Source organism: Xanthomonas arboricola pv. juglandis, assembly GCF_001013475.1.
Classification (GTDB): Bacteria; Pseudomonadota; Gammaproteobacteria; order Xanthomonadales; family Xanthomonadaceae; genus Xanthomonas; species Xanthomonas arboricola.
On record NZ_JZEF01000003.1, the window covers coordinates 727289 to 744015 of the forward strand.

General features: G+C 66.2%; 16 protein-coding genes. 3 read left to right on the forward strand and 13 right to left on the reverse strand.

The genetic code is table 11. The annotated features are described in order from the left end of the window. Positions 1 to 67: 67 nt before the first annotated feature. From XARJCFBP2528_RS13860 to xopAW, 3 genes are all read left to right on the forward strand, one after another. Positions 68 to 442 carry a ComEA family DNA-binding protein gene (locus XARJCFBP2528_RS13860; protein WP_016904771.1) on the forward strand — a complete coding sequence of 125 codons (375 nt, stop codon included), beginning with the start codon at positions 68 to 70 and terminating at the stop codon, positions 440 to 442. 358 nt (positions 443 to 800) lie between these two features. Continuing rightward, complete coding sequence (locus XARJCFBP2528_RS13865; RefSeq protein WP_026064877.1) at positions 801 to 1631, forward strand: HutD/Ves family protein; 831 nt, start codon at positions 801 to 803, stop codon at positions 1629 to 1631. Positions 1632 to 1784: 153 nt separating this feature from the next. Next, the gene (gene xopAW / locus XARJCFBP2528_RS13870; RefSeq protein WP_047124805.1) at positions 1785 to 2450 is read left to right on the forward strand and encodes an EF-hand domain-containing protein; all 666 of its coding nucleotides are present in this window, start codon (positions 1785 to 1787) and stop codon (positions 2448 to 2450) included. Between the two features lie 489 nt (positions 2451 to 2939). On the opposite strand, the gene XARJCFBP2528_RS13875 is transcribed toward xopAW, so the two are convergent. The 13 genes from XARJCFBP2528_RS13875 to sufC all read right to left on the reverse strand — a co-directional run bounded on the left by XARJCFBP2528_RS13875 (position 2940) and on the right by sufC (position 16682). Continuing rightward, complete coding sequence (locus tag XARJCFBP2528_RS13875; protein ID WP_016905041.1) at positions 2940 to 4718, reverse strand: flavodoxin domain-containing protein; 1779 nt, start codon at positions 4716 to 4718, stop codon at positions 2940 to 2942. Then, positions 4715 to 5689: an FAD:protein FMN transferase gene (locus XARJCFBP2528_RS13880; protein ID WP_047124806.1), complete on the reverse strand. Its 975-nt coding sequence runs from the start codon at positions 5687 to 5689 to the stop codon at positions 4715 to 4717. The genes XARJCFBP2528_RS13875 and XARJCFBP2528_RS13880 overlap by 4 nt, the downstream gene beginning before the upstream one ends. Before the next feature lie 67 nt (positions 5690 to 5756). Further along, positions 5757 to 6560 carry a DUF4198 domain-containing protein gene (locus tag XARJCFBP2528_RS13885; RefSeq protein ID WP_016904967.1) on the reverse strand — a complete coding sequence of 268 codons (804 nt, stop codon included), beginning with the start codon at positions 6558 to 6560 and terminating at the stop codon, positions 5757 to 5759. 171 nt (positions 6561 to 6731) lie between these two features. Continuing rightward, positions 6732 to 7247, reverse strand: a complete 516-nt coding sequence (locus XARJCFBP2528_RS13890) for a DUF2271 domain-containing protein (protein WP_016904966.1) — start codon at positions 7245 to 7247, stop codon at positions 6732 to 6734. Between the two features lie 22 nt (positions 7248 to 7269). Further along, the gene (locus tag XARJCFBP2528_RS13895; RefSeq protein WP_016904965.1) at positions 7270 to 7908 is read right to left on the reverse strand and encodes a PepSY-associated TM helix domain-containing protein; all 639 of its coding nucleotides are present in this window, start codon (positions 7906 to 7908) and stop codon (positions 7270 to 7272) included. 7 nt (positions 7909 to 7915) lie between these two features. Further along, positions 7916 to 8674 (reverse strand): tetratricopeptide repeat protein, encoded by a 759-nt coding sequence (locus XARJCFBP2528_RS13900; RefSeq protein ID WP_016904964.1) that lies wholly within the window; start codon positions 8672 to 8674, stop codon positions 7916 to 7918. Next, entirely contained in the window at positions 8667 to 9353 is a 687-nt protein-coding gene (locus XARJCFBP2528_RS13905) for a Fe2+-dependent dioxygenase (protein WP_039512260.1), read from the reverse strand. The genes XARJCFBP2528_RS13900 and XARJCFBP2528_RS13905 overlap by 8 nt, the downstream gene beginning before the upstream one ends. A gap of 48 nt (positions 9354 to 9401) precedes the next feature. Then, entirely contained in the window at positions 9402 to 11720 is a 2319-nt protein-coding gene (locus XARJCFBP2528_RS13910; protein WP_026064285.1) for a TonB-dependent receptor, read from the reverse strand. Positions 11721 to 12287: 567 nt separating this feature from the next. Beyond that, entirely contained in the window at positions 12288 to 12617 is a 330-nt protein-coding gene (locus tag XARJCFBP2528_RS13915; RefSeq protein WP_016902339.1) for a non-heme iron oxygenase ferredoxin subunit, read from the reverse strand. Then, on the reverse strand, positions 12614 to 13153 hold the full coding sequence (locus tag XARJCFBP2528_RS13920; protein ID WP_016902340.1) for a GNAT family N-acetyltransferase: 540 nt from the start codon (positions 13151 to 13153) through the stop codon (positions 12614 to 12616). Before XARJCFBP2528_RS13920 ends, XARJCFBP2528_RS13915 begins: the two co-directional genes overlap by 4 nt. Positions 13154 to 13414: 261 nt before the next feature. After that, complete coding sequence (locus XARJCFBP2528_RS13925; protein WP_016902341.1) at positions 13415 to 14659, reverse strand: cysteine desulfurase; 1245 nt, start codon at positions 14657 to 14659, stop codon at positions 13415 to 13417. Then, on the reverse strand, positions 14656 to 15918 hold the full coding sequence (sufD, locus tag XARJCFBP2528_RS13930) for a Fe-S cluster assembly protein SufD (RefSeq protein ID WP_039813281.1): 1263 nt from the start codon (positions 15916 to 15918) through the stop codon (positions 14656 to 14658). Before sufD ends, XARJCFBP2528_RS13925 begins: the two co-directional genes overlap by 4 nt. Continuing rightward, positions 15918 to 16682, reverse strand: a complete 765-nt coding sequence (gene sufC / locus XARJCFBP2528_RS13935) for a Fe-S cluster assembly ATPase SufC (protein WP_016902343.1) — start codon at positions 16680 to 16682, stop codon at positions 15918 to 15920. The genes sufD and sufC overlap by 1 nt, the downstream gene beginning before the upstream one ends. Between the last annotated feature and the right edge of the window lie 45 nt (positions 16683 to 16727).

Here is a 16727-nt window from a genome sequence, read left to right on the forward strand (position 1 = left end):
TGTGTGAAAAGTTCGTTGGCGATAGGATTGCTGCATGTGGCGCGGGACACTGGCTCCGCCGGCAGGAATGCTGGCTAGGACCATCACCCAAGCCACAAGGAGCGTTGCAATGAAGTCATTTACCGTAGCCCTGAAGTCCCTGCTACTGGCGTTGCTGTTGTCCTCGAATGCGTATGCACTCGACAAGGTCGATATCAACACCGCGTCTGCTGAGGAATTGGACAAGGTGCTGACGAACGTCGGGCGATCAAAAGCCGAGGCAATCGTCGAGCACCGTCAGGCAAACGGTCCCTTCAAAAGTGCCGAGGAACTGGCACTGGTCAAGGGCATCGGACTCAAGACGGTCGAACGGAATCGAGACCTCATCGAAGTAGGAGCCACGATGGCTCCCGCCAAGAAGGCTGCCAAGGGGGCGGCGGTGAAACCGGTGGGACGGCGTTAATGGGAAAGGATCCGAGATACGGTTCGACGCGAGGATGCGTGGCCGCAACCTAACTGGACAGGATGTCCGGGGGATGGCTGGATGCCGACAAGGACGTGGAATCGCCCGGTGTTGCACTTGGATGTGCAGCCGGGCGTTTTTCGTTTTGGGCCCGCGTGGGTCGCGAGCGCACGCAAACATCGGTGACGTTGGGAAACCAGCGCACGCCGCATGAAGCGCTACTCACTCCGTGAGGCACTAGCCGCTTCGTAGGTCTCGGCCACACCCTCCAGTTGGCTTGGCATCGAGGCTAAGGCACATCAGCAGCCCTGAAGCACCGCATGACGGCTTGGCGCCGCGCTTGCGGCACAATGCGCCCATGCAGCTGACAGACCTGAGCAGCCGGGTGATTCCGGCCACCGAGTACCGCCGTGAGCGGTGGCGCAATCAATTGGGCTGGACGCGCGAGATCCTGCGTCTCGGCGACGCCGATGCGTGGTCGCTACGCCTGTCGATCGCCGAGATCGAGCAGGACGCGGCGTTTTCCGCATTCCCGGGCATCGATCGCGAGCTGGTGCTGTTACACGGCAATGGCATGCGGCTGCAGTTTGGCGATGCTGCCAGCGGTAGGGGCAGCGACACCGACACAAGCACAGGCAACGACACCAGCACAGGCACCGGGACCGGCACCGGTGCAGGCATTGGCATCGGCACGGCTACTAGCGGCGGCGTCAGCAAAAGCGATAGTGGCAATGGCAATGGCAATGGCAATAAGGGCAGTGGCGCTGACCAGGGCGTCCATGACGCCAGCGCCGGCGCCGGTGGCGATGGCAATGTCAATGTTCCTGGCAGCAGTCATCGCAGCTGCGAGTTGCTGCCGCCGCACCAGCGCGTCCGATTCGCAGGCGAGGAAACGGTACATGCGACGTTGCTCGACGGGCCGACCCAGGATTTCAACCTGATGTGGCGGCGCGATCTGGTGCAGACCGAACTGCTGCACCGGCCGCTGGTCGGCACCATGCTGTTTTTCGCCGACCCGGGCAGCGCCTGGGCGATCCACCTGCTGGCAGGCCAGGCCAGCTTTGGGCGCGAGAGTGGCCTGCCACCGTTGGCTGCCGGCGATACCGCGTGGCTGAGTGCCTCCACGCGCAGCCGCTATGTGCTCGATGGCGGCGGCGAGCTGCTGGCGATCCGGGTGAGCCCGGTCTAGGGCGTTTCACGTATCCGCAAGCAGATCGCACCCCCGCGGCACGCGCCCGGATGCGTTCGTGTCAATGCAGACAAGCGACGGCATCGCTGTGCCACCTGGCTAGGGAACAGTGCATGGGCCGGGAGTGGTTCCGGCAATTCCAGGGGGAAATCAATGAGTACCATCAGCTCGGTCGGAGCCGGCTACGTCGCCTACCCGTCCTATGCAAGCCGAAGCGCGAGCACCGGCAACAGCGCGTCCGCCGCGCAGGCGGAAAAAACCAATCCGCTGACACAGTTGTTCAAATCCATCGATAGCGACAGCGATGGCAGCCTGACCGCGTCCGAGCTGTCGACCGCGCTGTCGTCCAATAGCGATGACGACAGCAAGATCGACATCGACGGGCTGCTGAGCATGCTCGATCAGGATGGCGGCGGCACTGTCAGCGAGAGCGAACTGGCGCAGGCCTTGCCGCCGCCTCCGCCACCGCCGGGTGAGCAAGGACAGGATGTGCAGTCGTTGTTTGCCGGCCTGGACAGCGATGGCGACGACAGTGTCAGCAGCGGTGAATTGAGCACACTGGTCAATGGCGACAGTGCGTCGAGCACGCAGCTGCTGGACCTGCTCGACAGCGACAAGAGCGGGGCGCTCAGTCTGCAGGAGCTGCAGGAGGCGATGCAGCCGCGCGATCCGCCACCGCGACCGCCGTCATCGGCCGATGCATCCAGCAGCGACGGCACGCAGCAGGCCTATGCAGCGTTGGTGCAGATGGCCGTGGGGCAGTACCGCAGCATTGGCGGCAGCGCGACAACGAGCAATCTGGTCGATCTGGCAGCGTAACGCGGTATCGAGCGATAACGGGGACGCCGGGGCGTAGCGGTGTATCCAGCGCGCGCGGTGCAGCGAGGGTGCTGCATGCCTTGTCGATGCAGCACCGCGTTGGAAAGAGACTTCGTCGCGGGAGGCGTCGGACCAAAGACTGCTTCTGGCACCGCGGATGCATCACTGGATGCGCCTTCTGTGAAGTCCGGCTGTGAACTACTGCTTTCTTCTTGGGGCAACGCGGCTGTGAGCGCTGGGCAACGCGATTGCTTTTTTTTCGCCATTGGCCGCTGACAGAGGCCACAAGCGGTTGTCAGCGGCCGACAACGGTCAGAAGCATCGGGAAGGGCAGATGACTGCAGCAACGGCGCGCAGTCCTGGATCAGCCGGTGTGTTTAGCGCGCAGCCACTGCAAGCTGGGATGCTGCGGATTTCAGTACCAGACGTGCTGCTGGCACCTGCGTAATCGTTTTTTTGATCGCTTTTGGCAGTGCCGCACGCGATGGTTCAGTACACGTCGCGGCGATAGCGCCCGTTGCGTAGTAGTTCCTGTCTGACGTCGGCTCCGAGGATGCAATCCAGCGTGCGGTCGAGTTCGGGCGCCATACCACGCAGGCTGCCACAGACGTAGATGCAGGCGCCTTGATCGATCCAATGACGCAGGCGGTCGGCGGCTGCGGCCAGTGCGTGTTGGACGTAATGCGGTGGCTGTGGTTGATCGCGCGAGTAGACAAGATCCATGCGCTCGATCCAGCCATCCTGCTGCCACTGCTGCAGCTCGTCGGCATACAGCGTGTCGTGCGCGGCATTGCGTTCGCCGAACAGCAGCCAGTTACGCCGCGCGCCGGCTGCGATGCGTGCACGCAGATGGGCGCGCAGGCCGGCGATGCCGGTGCCGTTGCCGATCAGCAGCATCGGCTGGTCGGGTGCGGGTGGGTGGAAGCCGGGGTTGCTGCGCAAGCGCAGCGCGATGGCTGCGCCGATCGGTGCATGCACGCAGAGCCAGCCGCTACCCAGCCCCAGGTTGCCGTCGGCGTGCCGATGCTCGCGCACCAGCAGTTCGGCATGGCCTTCCTCGGGAATGGATGCGAGCGAATAGTCGCGATGGGGCAGGGTGACCAAACTACGCACCAACGCATCTGCGTCCAGTGGTGAAGTTGTGCTCGTGGCTGTTCCCGTAGCTGTATCAGTGCCTTTACCTGTGTCCGTAATTGGATCGATTTTGACTTCGACTTCGGCATCGGCATCGGCATCGGCATCGGCGCCAGCGCAAGCACCAGCACTATCGCTGAGGCTGGCACCGGCACCCACATCGATACCGAGAGCGGCATCGGTATCGACGGGAAGTTGCGCGCCGCCGAGCCAGTCGCGCAGGGTCCGGCCGTCGATGCGCTGTGCGCCATCGCGTTGGTTGCGCTGCAGCCAGCATTCCACCGCATCGGGGGCGTGACGCGGTGCGATCTCCGCGATATCGCCTGCGCTCCACTGCGGCAATGCGCCATCGCATGGCGTCAGGCGCAGCCGGTAAATCGGCGCACCCGCACTGCCGGGATTGACGTGGACACGTTCGCGTAGCTGCCAGGTGGTGTAGGTCGGCAGGCTCCAGTCGGGTTGCGTCGCCAGTGCGGGCGCCAGTTCCGCCAGACAGTGTTGCCAGTGCTGCAGGGCGTTGGGGTCAGCGTTATCGACCTCGATGCGTTCGAACAGGCGAGTGGCGCCGCGCGCCTGCAGGCGATCGTCGAGGCGCCGGCCGAACGCGCAGTAGTGCGCGTAACCACGGTCGCCGAGCGCCAGCACCGCGTACTGCACGGCCGTCAGATCCTGCGCATCGCCGGCCAGCCAATCGCGCTCGGCTGCTTGCGCATGGTCGGGCGCATCGCCCTCACCGGTGGTGCTGACGATGCACAGCAGCCGCGGCACGCGTGCGAGTTGATCGCTGTCGACGGCTTCGATCGGCAGCGCATGCGCGCCGACGCCTGCCGATTGCAACGCGGCAACGCTGCGTTGCGCCAGTTCACGCGCAAATCCGGTCTGGCTTGCCCAGACGATCAACACGCCGCTGGCGTCTGCGCGTTGTGCGCCGACGCGCTTGCGAGCACGCAGCAGCACGACCGCACACAGGCCTAGATACAGCGCCAGGCCGAGTGTGGCCAGTTGCCAACGATGCGGCGTGGGTGCGCTCCACCATGCGCCCTCATGCAGGCCGGCTAGCCAGCCGGCGATGACCGCAAGCGCCAGCAGAACCAGCCCGTTGCCCAGCCACACGCGTGAGGTGGCGCTGCTCATGACGCGGACAGGTGGCGTTCGAATGCCGGGCTCATGGATTCGAGCAGGATGCCGTCCTTGCGTGCCAGGAATCGCACGGCCAGTTCCGCCTTGCGCGCATGGGTAAGACCGGCATCGACGCCAAGCACGGTCATCGCGGTGGCCCAGGCATCGGCCTGCATCGCATCGGGCGCGAGTACGGTGACCGCCGCAGGGGCATGCGGAACGGGCGCGCCGGTGCGTGGGTCGAAGGTGTGCGTGTAGCGCGTGCCGTCGGCATCGAAGCGGTGCCAGCGATCGCCGGAGGTGGCGACCGCCAGGCCGTCCAGCACCAGCACGCGTGCCGGCAGCGCGCTACCGGCATCTTCGTCGGGGGCGGATTCGACCAGCACGCGCCACGCGCTGGCATCGGGCTTGCGTCCGTAGCCGAACAATTCGCCGCCGACCTCGATCAATGCACTGTCGATACCCGACTGCAGCAATGCGCGATGCACGCAGTCCACACCGAAGCCCTTGGCGATGCCGGACAGATCCAGCGCCGCTGCGCCCGGCTGCAGCACACGCCTGCCATTCAGCTGCAGGCGTTGCCAGCCGCAACGCAGGCTCGCCAATGCGATCGCCTGCGCTTCCGGCACGCGCTGGCGCGTGTCCGCCGCGCCGAAGCCCCATAGCTCGACCATCGGGCCGACGGTGGGGTCGAAGGCACCCTCGCTGGCCTGTGCGATCTCCAATGCTGCGCTCAGCACTGCGTGGAATTCGTCCGGCAGGTGGTGCCAGCTGCCCGCCGGTGCGCGGTTGTAACGGCTGATATCCGAATCGGCCTCCCAGGTACTCATCTGCGCGACCACACGATTCAGCGCGGTCTGGATGCACGCATGCAAGGGGTGCAGATCGCGCCCGCGCGGCGCCACCAGCTTCACGCTCCAGGTGGTGCCCATGCTGCGGCCGCCGAGCGTGGCAATGGCGTGGTCGGCGGAAGACGATGCGGACATGGACGGATCTTATGAAGATGGGGCGGCAGGGTGCACGCTGCGTGCGCTCCTGCCGCGTGCCGGCAGATTACTGCGGCAACACTTCCAGGGTGGCGACATAGCCCAGGCGGCGCTGCTTGGCCTGCGGCAGCGAGGTCTTGGTGTCTTCGGTGGTGGTTTCCAGCCAGTACATGCCCGGCTCCGGCCAGGTCACGCTGAAGCCGCCCTTGGCATCGGTTTTGAGCTTGATCTCGTTCTGCGCATCGCGATAGCGGGTGCCGCCGCGCACGATCTCGATCTCCAGCCCGGCCGCCGGCTTGCCATCCAGCTGCAGCGTGAATTGCGCCGCTTCACCGGCGACCAGATCGTTGGGATGGGTCACCGGAATCAACTCGATGCCCTTGCCGGCGGGCTTGAAGACCGTGGTGGTCGGTGCACCGCGGGTGACGAAGGTCTCCACCCGGTTGAAGGACTGCGAAACCTGCAGATCCTGCGCGTTCTTCGGCACTTCAGTGGCGAAGCGGGCTTCGTCGCCACGCCAGCGCTTGGGCTTGCCGTCTTCCTTCCAGCTGGCGAACAGGCCGGCGTTGACGATGCTCAGCTTGTAGGTGCCGGGCTGGGTGAGCTGCAGGTCGAACACGCTGCGGTACTTGCCGGTGGCCGGATTTTCCGGCTTGAGCGCGCTGCCATCGGGTGCGGTGATGCTCATGTTATCCAGGCGCAGTGGCACGTGGTTGAAGTAGAACAGGTCGTTGGACACCGCTGCATCCACGGTGATCCACGGCGCCTCACCGGCGATGACGGTCTGCGACGGCAGCAACCAGGCCTTGTGGGCGAGTGCGCTGAGCGGCAGTGCGGCGAGCATGGCGATCAGGACGAGCGAACGTTTCATGACAACTCCTTGAAGGACGATGAGGACGGTGGGTCACGTGTCTGATCAGCGCGCAGGTATGGCGCTGCGTGGATGCGTGGAAAGCGAATGTGTCTGGCAACGCGATGCACTGCGCACCTGCGCCGTGGCCGGCCGCCGACGCTGCGCGCGGCCGCCACCAGCAGGCAATGCTCAGGGTTTTGCGACCAGGCTGATGGCGCCGAGCTCGCTGCTGCCGCCGGCCTTGGCGGTCTGCGCAGACTTTGCCGGCCAGGTGAAGGGCACCTTGACCAGTTCGCGGCCGCCGACCTCGCGCGCGGCTTCCACCACCAGCGTGTACTGGCCGGGCGGGAGCGACTTCAACGCGCCCTTGGTGTCGGAGAACGACAGCGCATGCGCGCCGGCCGGACGGGTGGGGCCGGTGACGCCGTCGACCGGCACCTCGAGGGTGCGCCCGCTCTTGCGCCACCACTGGCGCAGGTCCGGCAGCCACTTGGTGCCGTGGCCTTCGGCGGTGTCCTTGGATTGATACCAGACCGCCAGATTGGCGGCGACCTTCTGGTCCGCACCTTCCAGCCAGATCGCCACGTACGGGCGGTGATATTCGGCGACGTTGAGCTTGGGAATCTCGACGTTGATGTCGAGCGTGGCGGCGTATGCCGGCATGGCGAGCAGGCCGCTCAGTGCGATGGTCAGGGTGGCGCGCATGATCGTCTCCGGTAGGAAAAAGTCAGTGGATCAACAGCAGGGCGAGCAGCAACGGAATCAGCAGACCCAGGCCGACCAATGGCCAGGTCATGCGGCGCTGGCGCGCATGCAGATGCAGCAGGAACAGCCCGGTGATGCAGAACACCAGGCAGGCAATGGCGAACACGTCGATGAACCAGCCCCAGGCCGGCCCGGCATTGCGTCCCTTGTGCAGATCGTTGAGATAGGCGATGGCGCCGCGCCCGGTACGCTCGTATTCGATCGCGCCGGTGCTGCGGTCCAGGCTCAGCCAGGCATCGCCGCCAGGACGCGGCAGCGCCAGATACACCTCGTCGGCCGACCATTCGGCCGCGCGCGTGCCGATGCTGATATCCAGCTCACGCCCCAGCCATTGCGCCACGTGTGGCGGCAGCGGGGCATCGCCGTCGTCGCGGCTGCCCAGGGACTTGAGCAGGGCCGGCGGCAGCGTGAGCGTGCGGTGTTCGGTCGAAGGGCTGGCTTCGATGCGCGCGGCATGGTTCAAGGTCAGCCCGGTGATGGCGAACAGCAGCATGCCGATCAGGCACAGCGCCGAACTGATCCAGTGCCATTGATGCAGCATGCGCAGCCAGAAACCGCGGCGTTGCTGGGAGGTGGCAAGAGTGTCGTTGGAGGTCGCCATGGCGCGCTCAGGCCACATCCACTGCGAGCGACGGCTGCAGGTGCGATTGCCGCACGGCCACTTCGCTCAGCAAGGCGCGCAGACGTGGCTGCGTTGCACCTGCAAGCAACGGGGTAATTTGTTGCAGGAAGCCGGCATGCCCGCCGGCGATCGCACGGCGCATCCATCGCTCGGCCTGATCGATGTCGCCCGCGTCCGCGAGCAAGGTGGCGTAACCGGCCTGGCCGCGAAAATCGCCTGCTTCGGCGGAACGGCGATACCAGTGGCGCGCGACGACCGGATCGGCAGCGCAGGCCAGGCCCTGGTCGAGATAGCGCGCCACGAAGTTCATCGATTTGGCATGCCCGCGTTCGGCGGCGGTGCGATACAGCGCCAACGCCTGCGCGTGGTCCTGGGCCACGCCGCGGCCGGAGCCGTACAGATGGGCGAGGTTGTACATGCCCCAATCCAGCCCATGCTCGGCGGCGCGGCGGTACCACAGCGCCGCCAGCACCGCGTTGCACGCGGTGCCGAAGCCCAGTTCGTGGCAGCGCCCCAACTGGTTCATCGCTTCCGCATGCCCGGCATTGGCGGCGACCTCGTACCACAGCATCGCCATGGCCGGATCGGCGGGGATGCCGCGGCCTTCGGCGTAGAGCTGGGCGAGCAGCAGTTGCGCCGCCGGATCCTGGCGCTCGGCGGCCTTGCGCAGCAGCACGACCGCGCGATCGGGCTGCGTGTGCAACAGCTCGATCAGCTGCGCCGGGTCCAGTGCGGGCTCAGACATCGGCCCACTGCCGCAGCAGGTTGTGATACACGCCGGTGAGCTGGATCAGCGACGGATGGCCAGGGGTGTCCTGGGTGAGCCGCCGGATCGACACGTCCAGTTCGAACAGCAGGCGACGCTGCGCATCGTCGCGCAGCATGCTTTGCGTCCAGAAGAAACAGGCGACACGCGCGCCGCGGGTCACCGGCATCACCCGATGCAGGCTGGTGCCGGGATAGATCACCAGGTGCCCGGCCGGCAGCTTCACCGACTGCGTGCCGTAGGTGTCTTCGATCACCAGCTCGCCGCCGTCGTAGCTGTCCGGGTCGCTGAGAAACAAGGTGGCCGAAACATCGGTGCGCACGGGATCTGCGCCTCCACGACTGCGGTCGTAGCGGATCGCGTTGTCGACGTGGTAGCCGAACGATTGCCCGCCGCTGTAGCGATTGAACAGCGGCGGATAGATGCGCCGCGGCAATACCGCCGAAAAAAACGTGCTGCTGCGCGAGAGTGCGTCCAGCACCAGCGCGCCGGCCTCGCGTGCAATGGCGCTGTCTTCGGGCAGTTGTGCGTTGTCCTTGGCCTGCGCCGACTGATGGCCGGCGGTGATGCGGCCGTCCGCCCAGTCGGCCGCGTCCAGCCGCGCGCGCAGCTCGGCGAGCTGGGCGGTGCTGAGAACATCGGGAATGGGCAGCAACATGCGGTGGTCTCCACGCCGCCCGCGTTGTGCGGACGGCGTGCCAGTGGGTCAGAAACTGAAGGTGGCGCTCAACACCGCCGAGCGGCCTTCGCCCGGAAGTGCCCAGCCACTGCCGGCGGTGACGGTGCCGGCGGCATTGACGGTGAGGTTGTTGCGCACGCTGGTGTAGTACTCCTCGTCGAACAGGTTGTTGACGTTCAACTGCAGGCTGAGCCAGTCGTTGACGCGCAGGCCGACCATCGCGCGGTGCACCCAGTAGTCGTCGGTCTTGCGATAGGCCGCGGCCGAGGCGTTGTTGGGATAGAAACCGCCCTGATAGGTGACGCCGTAGCCGAAGGTCCACTGATTGAGCGTGTAGGTCGTCCAGATGTTGCCGGCATTGCGCGGGGTCTGCACCAGGTCGCGTCCGGCCACCGGGTCGCCGGTGAGGCTCTCGGTGCGGTTGGACACGCTCTGCAGTACTTCGCTGTCCAGGAAGGTGTAGTTGGCGAAGATCGACCAGCGGTCGGTCAGGTAACCGGCGGCGCCGAGCGCGATGCCGTCCACGCGTGCCTTGCCATCCAGCACCTGCTCGGGGATCAGCGGATCGCCGCTGTTGACCTTGTAGTTTTCGCGCTCGTTGCGGAACAGCGCAGCGGTCAGTGCCAAGCGCTGGTCCAGCACGTCCCACTTGCCGCCCAGTTCGATGTTGACCGCCGTCTCCGGTTCGACATTGCAGTTGGCGCCGGCGGTGGCCGTGGCGATCGGCGTGCACGAGCCGTTGACCGAGGCCTTGGACGGGGTCTTGCTGTTGGCGTAGGACAGATACAGGCTGGCGTTCTCGGCTGGCTTGAACACCAGGCCGGCACGATACGAGAACAGGTCCTCTTCGCTGCCGGCCGGGAAGCCCGCGCTCACACCGGTGACGTTGCCGGCGGCGTTGACGGTGTAGGTGGTGCTGTCGCCTTCGTTGTGCTCGTAGCGGCCGCCCAGGTTGAGCATCCACTGTTCGTTGAACTGCAGCGTGTCGAACAGGTAGACCGCCTGATTGGTCAGGCTGCCCTTGCTGCGCCCGGTGCGGAAGTAATTCTGCGGTCCGGTCCAGATGTTGTACGGATTGTCGAAGGACTGTACCGGGTAGGTGATGCCGGTGGTGGAGCCATCGGCATTGCGGAAGGTGGTGCCGCTATTGAGTTCGAAGTCTTCCTTGCTGAAGGCCACGCCTGCGACCACACGGTGCTCGATGGCGCCGGTATGCAAGGTGGCGGTCAGGTCGGTCTGGCTGTGCGCGATGAAGTTTTCCGTCTCGCGGACCAGGCCACGCGGGCCGCTGTTGGGGTTCCAGCTGGCCGCCGGCTGGCCGACGCAGGCGCGGCCGGTGTACGGGTCGGTGCCGTTGGGCAGGCACCAGGTGCCCTGCGGTGCGGTGGCATTGGTGGTCTGGTCGACGCGCTGCACGCGCGCCAGGCTGCGCAGTTTGACGTTGTCGTCGAAATCCATTTCCAGCACGCCGGTCAGCATGTCCACGTCGATTTCCTGACGCGAGGTATTGCGGTAACTGAAGAAGGTTTCCGGGTCCACGCCCGGCAGCGGGCCGTCGTTGAACGGGCTGAGCGCGAACGGCACGCCGTATTGCGGCAGGTTGTTGTCGTGCTGGTGCAGGTAGCTCAGGGTGAAGCGGGTATCCGAGCCCAGTCCGAACGCCACCGACGGCGCAAAGCCCCAGCGATGACGAAACTCCTCATCGCGCCCCGGCACGTCCTGGGTGTGGCCCATCGCGTTCAGGCGCACGGCGGTGCCGTTTTCGAAATCGTAATTGCTGTCGGCGGTCAGCCGGCCATAGCGGTCGCTGCCGCCACCGACCACGACGTTGGTGAAGTCCCCCTGGCCGGCGGTCTTGGTGACCAGATTGATGTTGCCGCCAACCGAGCCGGCGCCGGACATGGCCGAGTTGGCGCCGTTGATCAGTTCCACCGCTTCCAGGTTGAAGGTGTCGCTGCGGCTGTACTGCGCGCTGTCGCGCACGCCATCGGTGGTGATGTCGCTGCTGGCGGTGAAGCCGCGCAGGTTGATGCTGTCGCCATAGCCACCGCCGCCTTCGCCGGCGCCGAAGGTGATGCCGGGCAGGGTGCTGAGCACATCGCGCAGCGACAGCAGGTTCTGCTGGTCCATGGTCTGCTTGGTGACCACGGTGATCGTCTGCGGCGTGTCGCGCAGCACCTCGGTGTACTTGGGCGAGGACGGCTTCTGCGCGCGTTCCTGCTGCACCCGGATGGCGTCCAGATCGACCGCGCCCGGAGGCGCTGGCGCATCGCCAGGCTGGGCGAAGGCAGGAGCGGACAGCGTCAGCAGCACGGCCGAGGTGAGCGGGGAAATCCTGGGAGTCATGAGGCGTCTCGAAGAGGAAAGCGAGGCTCCGGCCTGGCGATGGCTCGGCAGATGCGGGAAGGGAAGCGGATCGGGGAAGGCGCGCCCGCTAGCCCGAGGCGGCCAGTCGGCCCGACCAGTCTCCTGACACGCACAGGCACTGCGCAGCAAGGCGCACGCGGGGCAGGATCGGGGAAAAAGTGGCAAGCAGAGCTGGGCGCATGGGATCGCAGGGCAGGCCAGTTGTTAAGAAGGCCTGAAGGGCTGCGATCTTAAATGCAAATCATTCTTCTTTGCAATCTTTGTCGGCTGGCACCATGCACCGGGCAATCGCGCTGGCTGAGGCGTCAGGCCATTGCGGCGATCGATGCGGGCCTGCATGGGGACCCGCACGGGTTTGCGCCTGCTGGCCGGCCGAGGTGTCGCTTGCACGACTGGTCGCGCTCGCTGGCGTGGCAGCGCGTCTTTTCCTGCGGGGCGCGGATCTACGCACACCCGGGCACGCGCCGGACGGGGCCGAGACTGCGGATCGGCGTCCTGAGCGGTCTGCGCGCATGGCGACCGTATCACCCACGGGTCCGGCTGGTGTCAGCGGTCGTCGCGGGTCCAGATGCCGCCGTGTTCGCGCTTGACCGGGAACTTGGACACCGCGGTGTAGGCCGGTGCGCACAGCGGGCGGCCGTCGCGGATGTCGAAGCGGGCGCTGTGCAGCAGGCACTCGATGCTGCCTTCTGCCGGGTCGAACGTACCCGGCGACAATTCGTAGTCTTCGTGGCTGCAGCGGTCTTCCAGCGCGTACAGCTCGCCGTCGAGGTTGAAGATGACGATCGGGGTGTCGGTCACCTCATCCCAGACGGTCTGCAGCTCGCCGGGCAGCAGCGCCTCGCTGGCGCAGACGAAGGTCCAGGTTTCGCTCACGGCGCTGCGCCGCCAAGCGGTTTTTCCAGCACTTCGAAGCGCAGGTCCTGGCGCAGCGGCACGCCGAAACGCTCGTCGCCATACGGGAACGGTTTGAAGATGCCGGTGCGGCGGTAACCGCGTCGCTCGTAGAACGCGATCAACTCGTCACGGATGTCGATCACCATCATCCGCATCACCGGCAGCTGCCACTCGGTGTAGGCGATACGCTCGGCCTCGGCCAGCAGTGTCTTGCCCAGCCCGCTGCCCTGCAGCGACGGGTCCACCGCAAACATGCCGAAGTAGCCGGCACCATGGTCGTCGGCAATATGCGCGCAGACCCGCAGGCGCCCGTCCTGTTCGACCAGCAGCACCAGGCTGCGGTCGCGCAACAGGTCCTCGCGCAACACCGCAGGATCGATCCGCGCGCCGTCGAGAAAATCGGCCTCGGTGGTCCAGCCAACGCGGCTGACATCGCCGCGATAGGCCGAGGTCACCAGCGACACTAGGGCGTCGATGTCGTCGACGGTGGCGGTACGGAAGGTGGTGGTCTGCATGGGGAGCAGTTTAGCGGGAGTCGTGATTGGGGAATCGGGAATCGGGAATCGGGAATCGGGAATCGGGAATCGGGAATCGGGAATCGGGAATCGGGAATCGGGAATCGGGAATCGGGAATCGGGAATCGGGAATCGGGAATCGGGAATCGGGAATCGGGAATAGCGTTGCGCCGCCAGATGAGCTACTTCCAACGTGTCGAACTGCATCAGTATGCGGGAGAGCCGCTTTTTCGATTCTCCAGTCCCGATTCCCGATTCCAATCAACCCAGCAGGCGACGCACCTTCACTAACGCAGCAACAAAGCGCTCGATCTCGTCATGCGTGTTGTAGAACGCCAGCGAGGCGCGGCAGGTGGCGGCGACGCCGTAGTACTGCAGCAGCGGGTGCGCGCAGTGCTGGCCCGAGCGGACCGCGACGCCTTCCAGGTCGAGCAGGGTGGCCAGGTCGTGGGCATGCGCGCCTTCGATCAGGAACGACACCACCGCGGCCTTGTCCGGCGTGGTGCCGAAGATGCGCAGGCCGTCGATGCGCTGCAGTTCTTCGGTGAAATGCGCCAGCAGCTCGGCCTCGCGCGCTTCCACGTGCGCCAGCCCGACCGACTCCAGGTAATCGACTGCCGCGCCCAGGCCGATGAAACCGGCGATGTTGGGCGTGCCGGCTTCGAACTTGTGCGGGGCATCGTTGAACACCGTGCCCTCGAAGCTGACTTCCTTGATCATCTCGCCGCCGCCCAGGAACGGCGGCATCGCCTGCAGGTGCTCGCGCCGCGCCCACAGCGCGCCGGTGCCGGTGGGCCCGCACATCTTGTGGCCGGTGATGGCGTAGAAATCGCAGCCGATGCCGGCCACGTCGATACGCCGATGCGGCGCGGCCTGCGAGCCGTCCACCACGGTGACGATGCCGCGCTTGCGCGCCTCGCGGCAGATCTCGCGCACCGGATTGACCGTGCCCAGCACATTGGACACATGCGTGATCGCCAGCAGCCTGACCTCCGGCGTCATCGCCTTGCGCAAGGCGTCCAGATCCAGCGCGCCGTCCGGGGTGATCTCGGCCACGCGAATGGTCGCGCCGGTGCGTTGCGCCACCAGCTGCCACGGCACGATGTTGGCGTGGTGCTCCATGCGCGAAATCAGGATCACATCGCCGGCGCCCAGGCGCGGCAGCGCCCAGGAATAGGCCACCAGATTGATCGCAAAGGTCGTGCCGCTGCACAGCACCAGTTCGTCGGCACGCACGTTGAGAAAGCGGGCGAGCTTGCTGCGCGCGCCTTCGAAGGCGTCGGTGGCCTCGGTGCCCAGCGCATGCACCGCGCGGCTCACATTGGCGTTCTGGCGACGATAGAACTCGTCGGTCGCGGCGATGACCTGCAGCGGCTTCTGCCCGGTGTTGGCGTTGTCGAAATAGATCAGCGGCTTGCCATGCACCTGCCGCATCAGCAGCGGGAAATCCGAGCGCACGCGCTCCCAGTCCGGCGCGGCCAGCTGCGTGGCGGCGGGCGTGTTCATGCCACGCCTGCCGAGGCCAGTGCGCGGTCCAGCTGCAGCGCCAGCACCGCACTCAGCGCGGGGGGGAGCACGCGCAGCGGCTCGTGGCAGAACGCGGCGCTCAACAAACGCTGCGCCTCGGCCTGCGGCAGACCGCGCGAGCGCAGATAGAACAAGGCATTGTCGTCGAGCTGGCCGACGGTGGCGCCATGCGCGGCCTGCACTTCCTCGGCATCGATCACCAGCACCGGCTGGGTGTCGATCTCGGCATTGGCCGACAGCAGCAGATTCTTGTTCGACAGCCGCGCGTCGGTGCCATCGGCGCCCGGACGGATGTTGATGCCGCCGTGGAAGACCACCCGGCTGCGATCGGCGCCCACGCCGCGCCAGACCAGCTCGCAGGTGGTGTCGCGTGCGATGTGCGCAATGCCCAGACGTGTATCGACATGGCGGCGGCCGTTGCCGAGCAGCACGCCATTGGCGGTGAGCTGGGCATTGTTGCCCTCCAGGCGCACGTTGAGCTCGTGGCGCGACAGGTTGGCACCCAGTTCCAGGTCCACGCGCTGGTAGCGCGCATTGCGCGCCAGCACCGCATCGGTGCGCAGCAGCGACGTTGCGTGCGCGCTGTCGGCCTGCACGCGCGCATGCGACAGCACCGCATCCTGGGCCAGATGCACATGCATCAGGCTGTTGTGCAGATGTGCGGCATCGCCGACATGCAGGTGGTGCTCGACCACGTTCAGCGCCGCGCCGGCGCGCAGTTCGATCAGGTGGCGGTGGTGCCAGGACAGGTCGTGCTCGCCGGCCACGCCGATGAAGACCAGATGCAGCGGCGCCTCGATCTGCGCGCCTTCCTGTACGCGCACCAGCACGCCTTCGTCGGCAAGTGCGGCATTGAGGCGCGCAAAGATCTCATCGCTGCCTTCGAAACGGCGGCCGAGCAACTGCTGCGCCTCGTCGCCTGCGGCCAGCGACGCTGACAAGGTGTCCAGCCGCACGCCGTCCGGCAGCGTCGACAGGTCGCTCAATGCGTCGGACGGGCGGCCGTTGACGAACACCAGCCGCGGCGACGGGATCTCGTCCAGCAGCGCGGCATCGATCAGCGTCGGCACCAGCGGCGCGGGCTGGAAGCTGCGCCGCTCCAGCTGCCGCAGCGAGGTGTACTTCCAGGCTTCGGCGCGCGGGCCGGGCAGGCCGGCCTGCAGCGCGGCATCGAGTTCGACCCGGCGCGCATCGTTACCGCAGAAGCCGCGGGCGAGGGATTCCAGCAGGGCGCTCATCAGGCGGCCGCCTCGGGCACCACGCGGTCCTTCAGGAAGTGGTAGCCGTGCTTTTCCAGCTCCAGCGCCAGTTCCGGGCCGCCGCTCTGCACGATGCGGCCTTCGGCCAGCACATGCACCACGTCCGGGGTGATGTAGTCGAGCAGGCGCTGATAGTGGGTGATCACCAGGAACGAACGCTCCGGCGAGCGCAGCGCGTTGACGCCGTCGGCCACGCTCCTGAGCGCATCGATGTCCAGGCCCGAATCGGTCTCGTCCAGGATGGCGAGCTTGGGCTCGAGCACGGCCAGCTGGAAGATCTCGTTGCGCTTCTTTTCGCCGCCGGAAAACCCTTCGTTGACGCCGCGATGCAGCAGCTCGTCCTTCAGATGCAGCACGGCCAGCTTCTGCCGCACCAGCTTGAGGAACTGCATCGAGTCCAGCTCTTCTTCGCCACGCGCCTTGCGCTGCGCATTGAGTGCGGCGCGCAGAAAGTAGGTATTGTTGACGCCGGGGATTTCCACCGGGTACTGGAAGGCCAGGAACAGGCCGGCTGCCGCGCGTTCTTCCGGCGGCAGCTCGAGCAGGTCCTTGCCTTCGAACTGCACGGTGCCGGCGCTGACCTCATAGCCGTCGCGCCCGGCCAGCACGTTGCCCAGCGTGGATTTGCCCGCGCCGTTGGGGCCCATGATGGCGTGCACCTGGCCCGGCTGGATGTCCAGCGACAGGCCCTTGAGGATGTCTTTGCCGGCGATGCTGGCGTGGAGGTTGTTGATCGTAAGCATGGGAATAGGGAATCGAGAATAGGGAATGGGTAATGCGAGACGTTG

Coding starts and splice junctions, on each gene's coding strand:
- XARJCFBP2528_RS13860 (WP_016904771.1), top strand. CDS start 68: ATGCTGGCTAGGACCATCACCCAAGCCACAAGGAGCGTTGCAATGAAG.
- XARJCFBP2528_RS13865 (WP_026064877.1), top strand. CDS start 801: ATGCAGCTGACAGACCTGAGCAGCCGGGTGATTCCGGCCACCGAGTAC.
- xopAW (WP_047124805.1), top strand. CDS start 1,785: ATGAGTACCATCAGCTCGGTCGGAGCCGGCTACGTCGCCTACCCGTCC.
- XARJCFBP2528_RS13875 (WP_016905041.1), bottom strand. CDS start 4,718: ATGAGCAGCGCCACCTCACGCGTGTGGCTGGGCAACGGGCTGGTTCTG.
- XARJCFBP2528_RS13880 (WP_047124806.1), bottom strand. CDS start 5,689: ATGTCCGCATCGTCTTCCGCCGACCACGCCATTGCCACGCTCGGCGGC.
- XARJCFBP2528_RS13885 (WP_016904967.1), bottom strand. CDS start 6,560: ATGAAACGTTCGCTCGTCCTGATCGCCATGCTCGCCGCACTGCCGCTC.
- XARJCFBP2528_RS13890 (WP_016904966.1), bottom strand. CDS start 7,247: ATGCGCGCCACCCTGACCATCGCACTGAGCGGCCTGCTCGCCATGCCG.
- XARJCFBP2528_RS13895 (WP_016904965.1), bottom strand. CDS start 7,908: ATGGCGACCTCCAACGACACTCTTGCCACCTCCCAGCAACGCCGCGGT.
- XARJCFBP2528_RS13900 (WP_016904964.1), bottom strand. CDS start 8,674: ATGTCTGAGCCCGCACTGGACCCGGCGCAGCTGATCGAGCTGTTGCAC.
- XARJCFBP2528_RS13905 (WP_039512260.1), bottom strand. CDS start 9,353: ATGTTGCTGCCCATTCCCGATGTTCTCAGCACCGCCCAGCTCGCCGAG.
- XARJCFBP2528_RS13910 (WP_026064285.1), bottom strand. CDS start 11,720: ATGACTCCCAGGATTTCCCCGCTCACCTCGGCCGTGCTGCTGACGCTG.
- XARJCFBP2528_RS13920 (WP_016902340.1), bottom strand. CDS start 13,153: ATGCAGACCACCACCTTCCGTACCGCCACCGTCGACGACATCGACGCC.
- XARJCFBP2528_RS13925 (WP_016902341.1), bottom strand. CDS start 14,659: ATGAACACGCCCGCCGCCACGCAGCTGGCCGCGCCGGACTGGGAGCGC.
- sufD (WP_039813281.1), bottom strand. CDS start 15,918: ATGAGCGCCCTGCTGGAATCCCTCGCCCGCGGCTTCTGCGGTAACGAT.
- sufC (WP_016902343.1), bottom strand. CDS start 16,682: ATGCTTACGATCAACAACCTCCACGCCAGCATCGCCGGCAAAGACATC.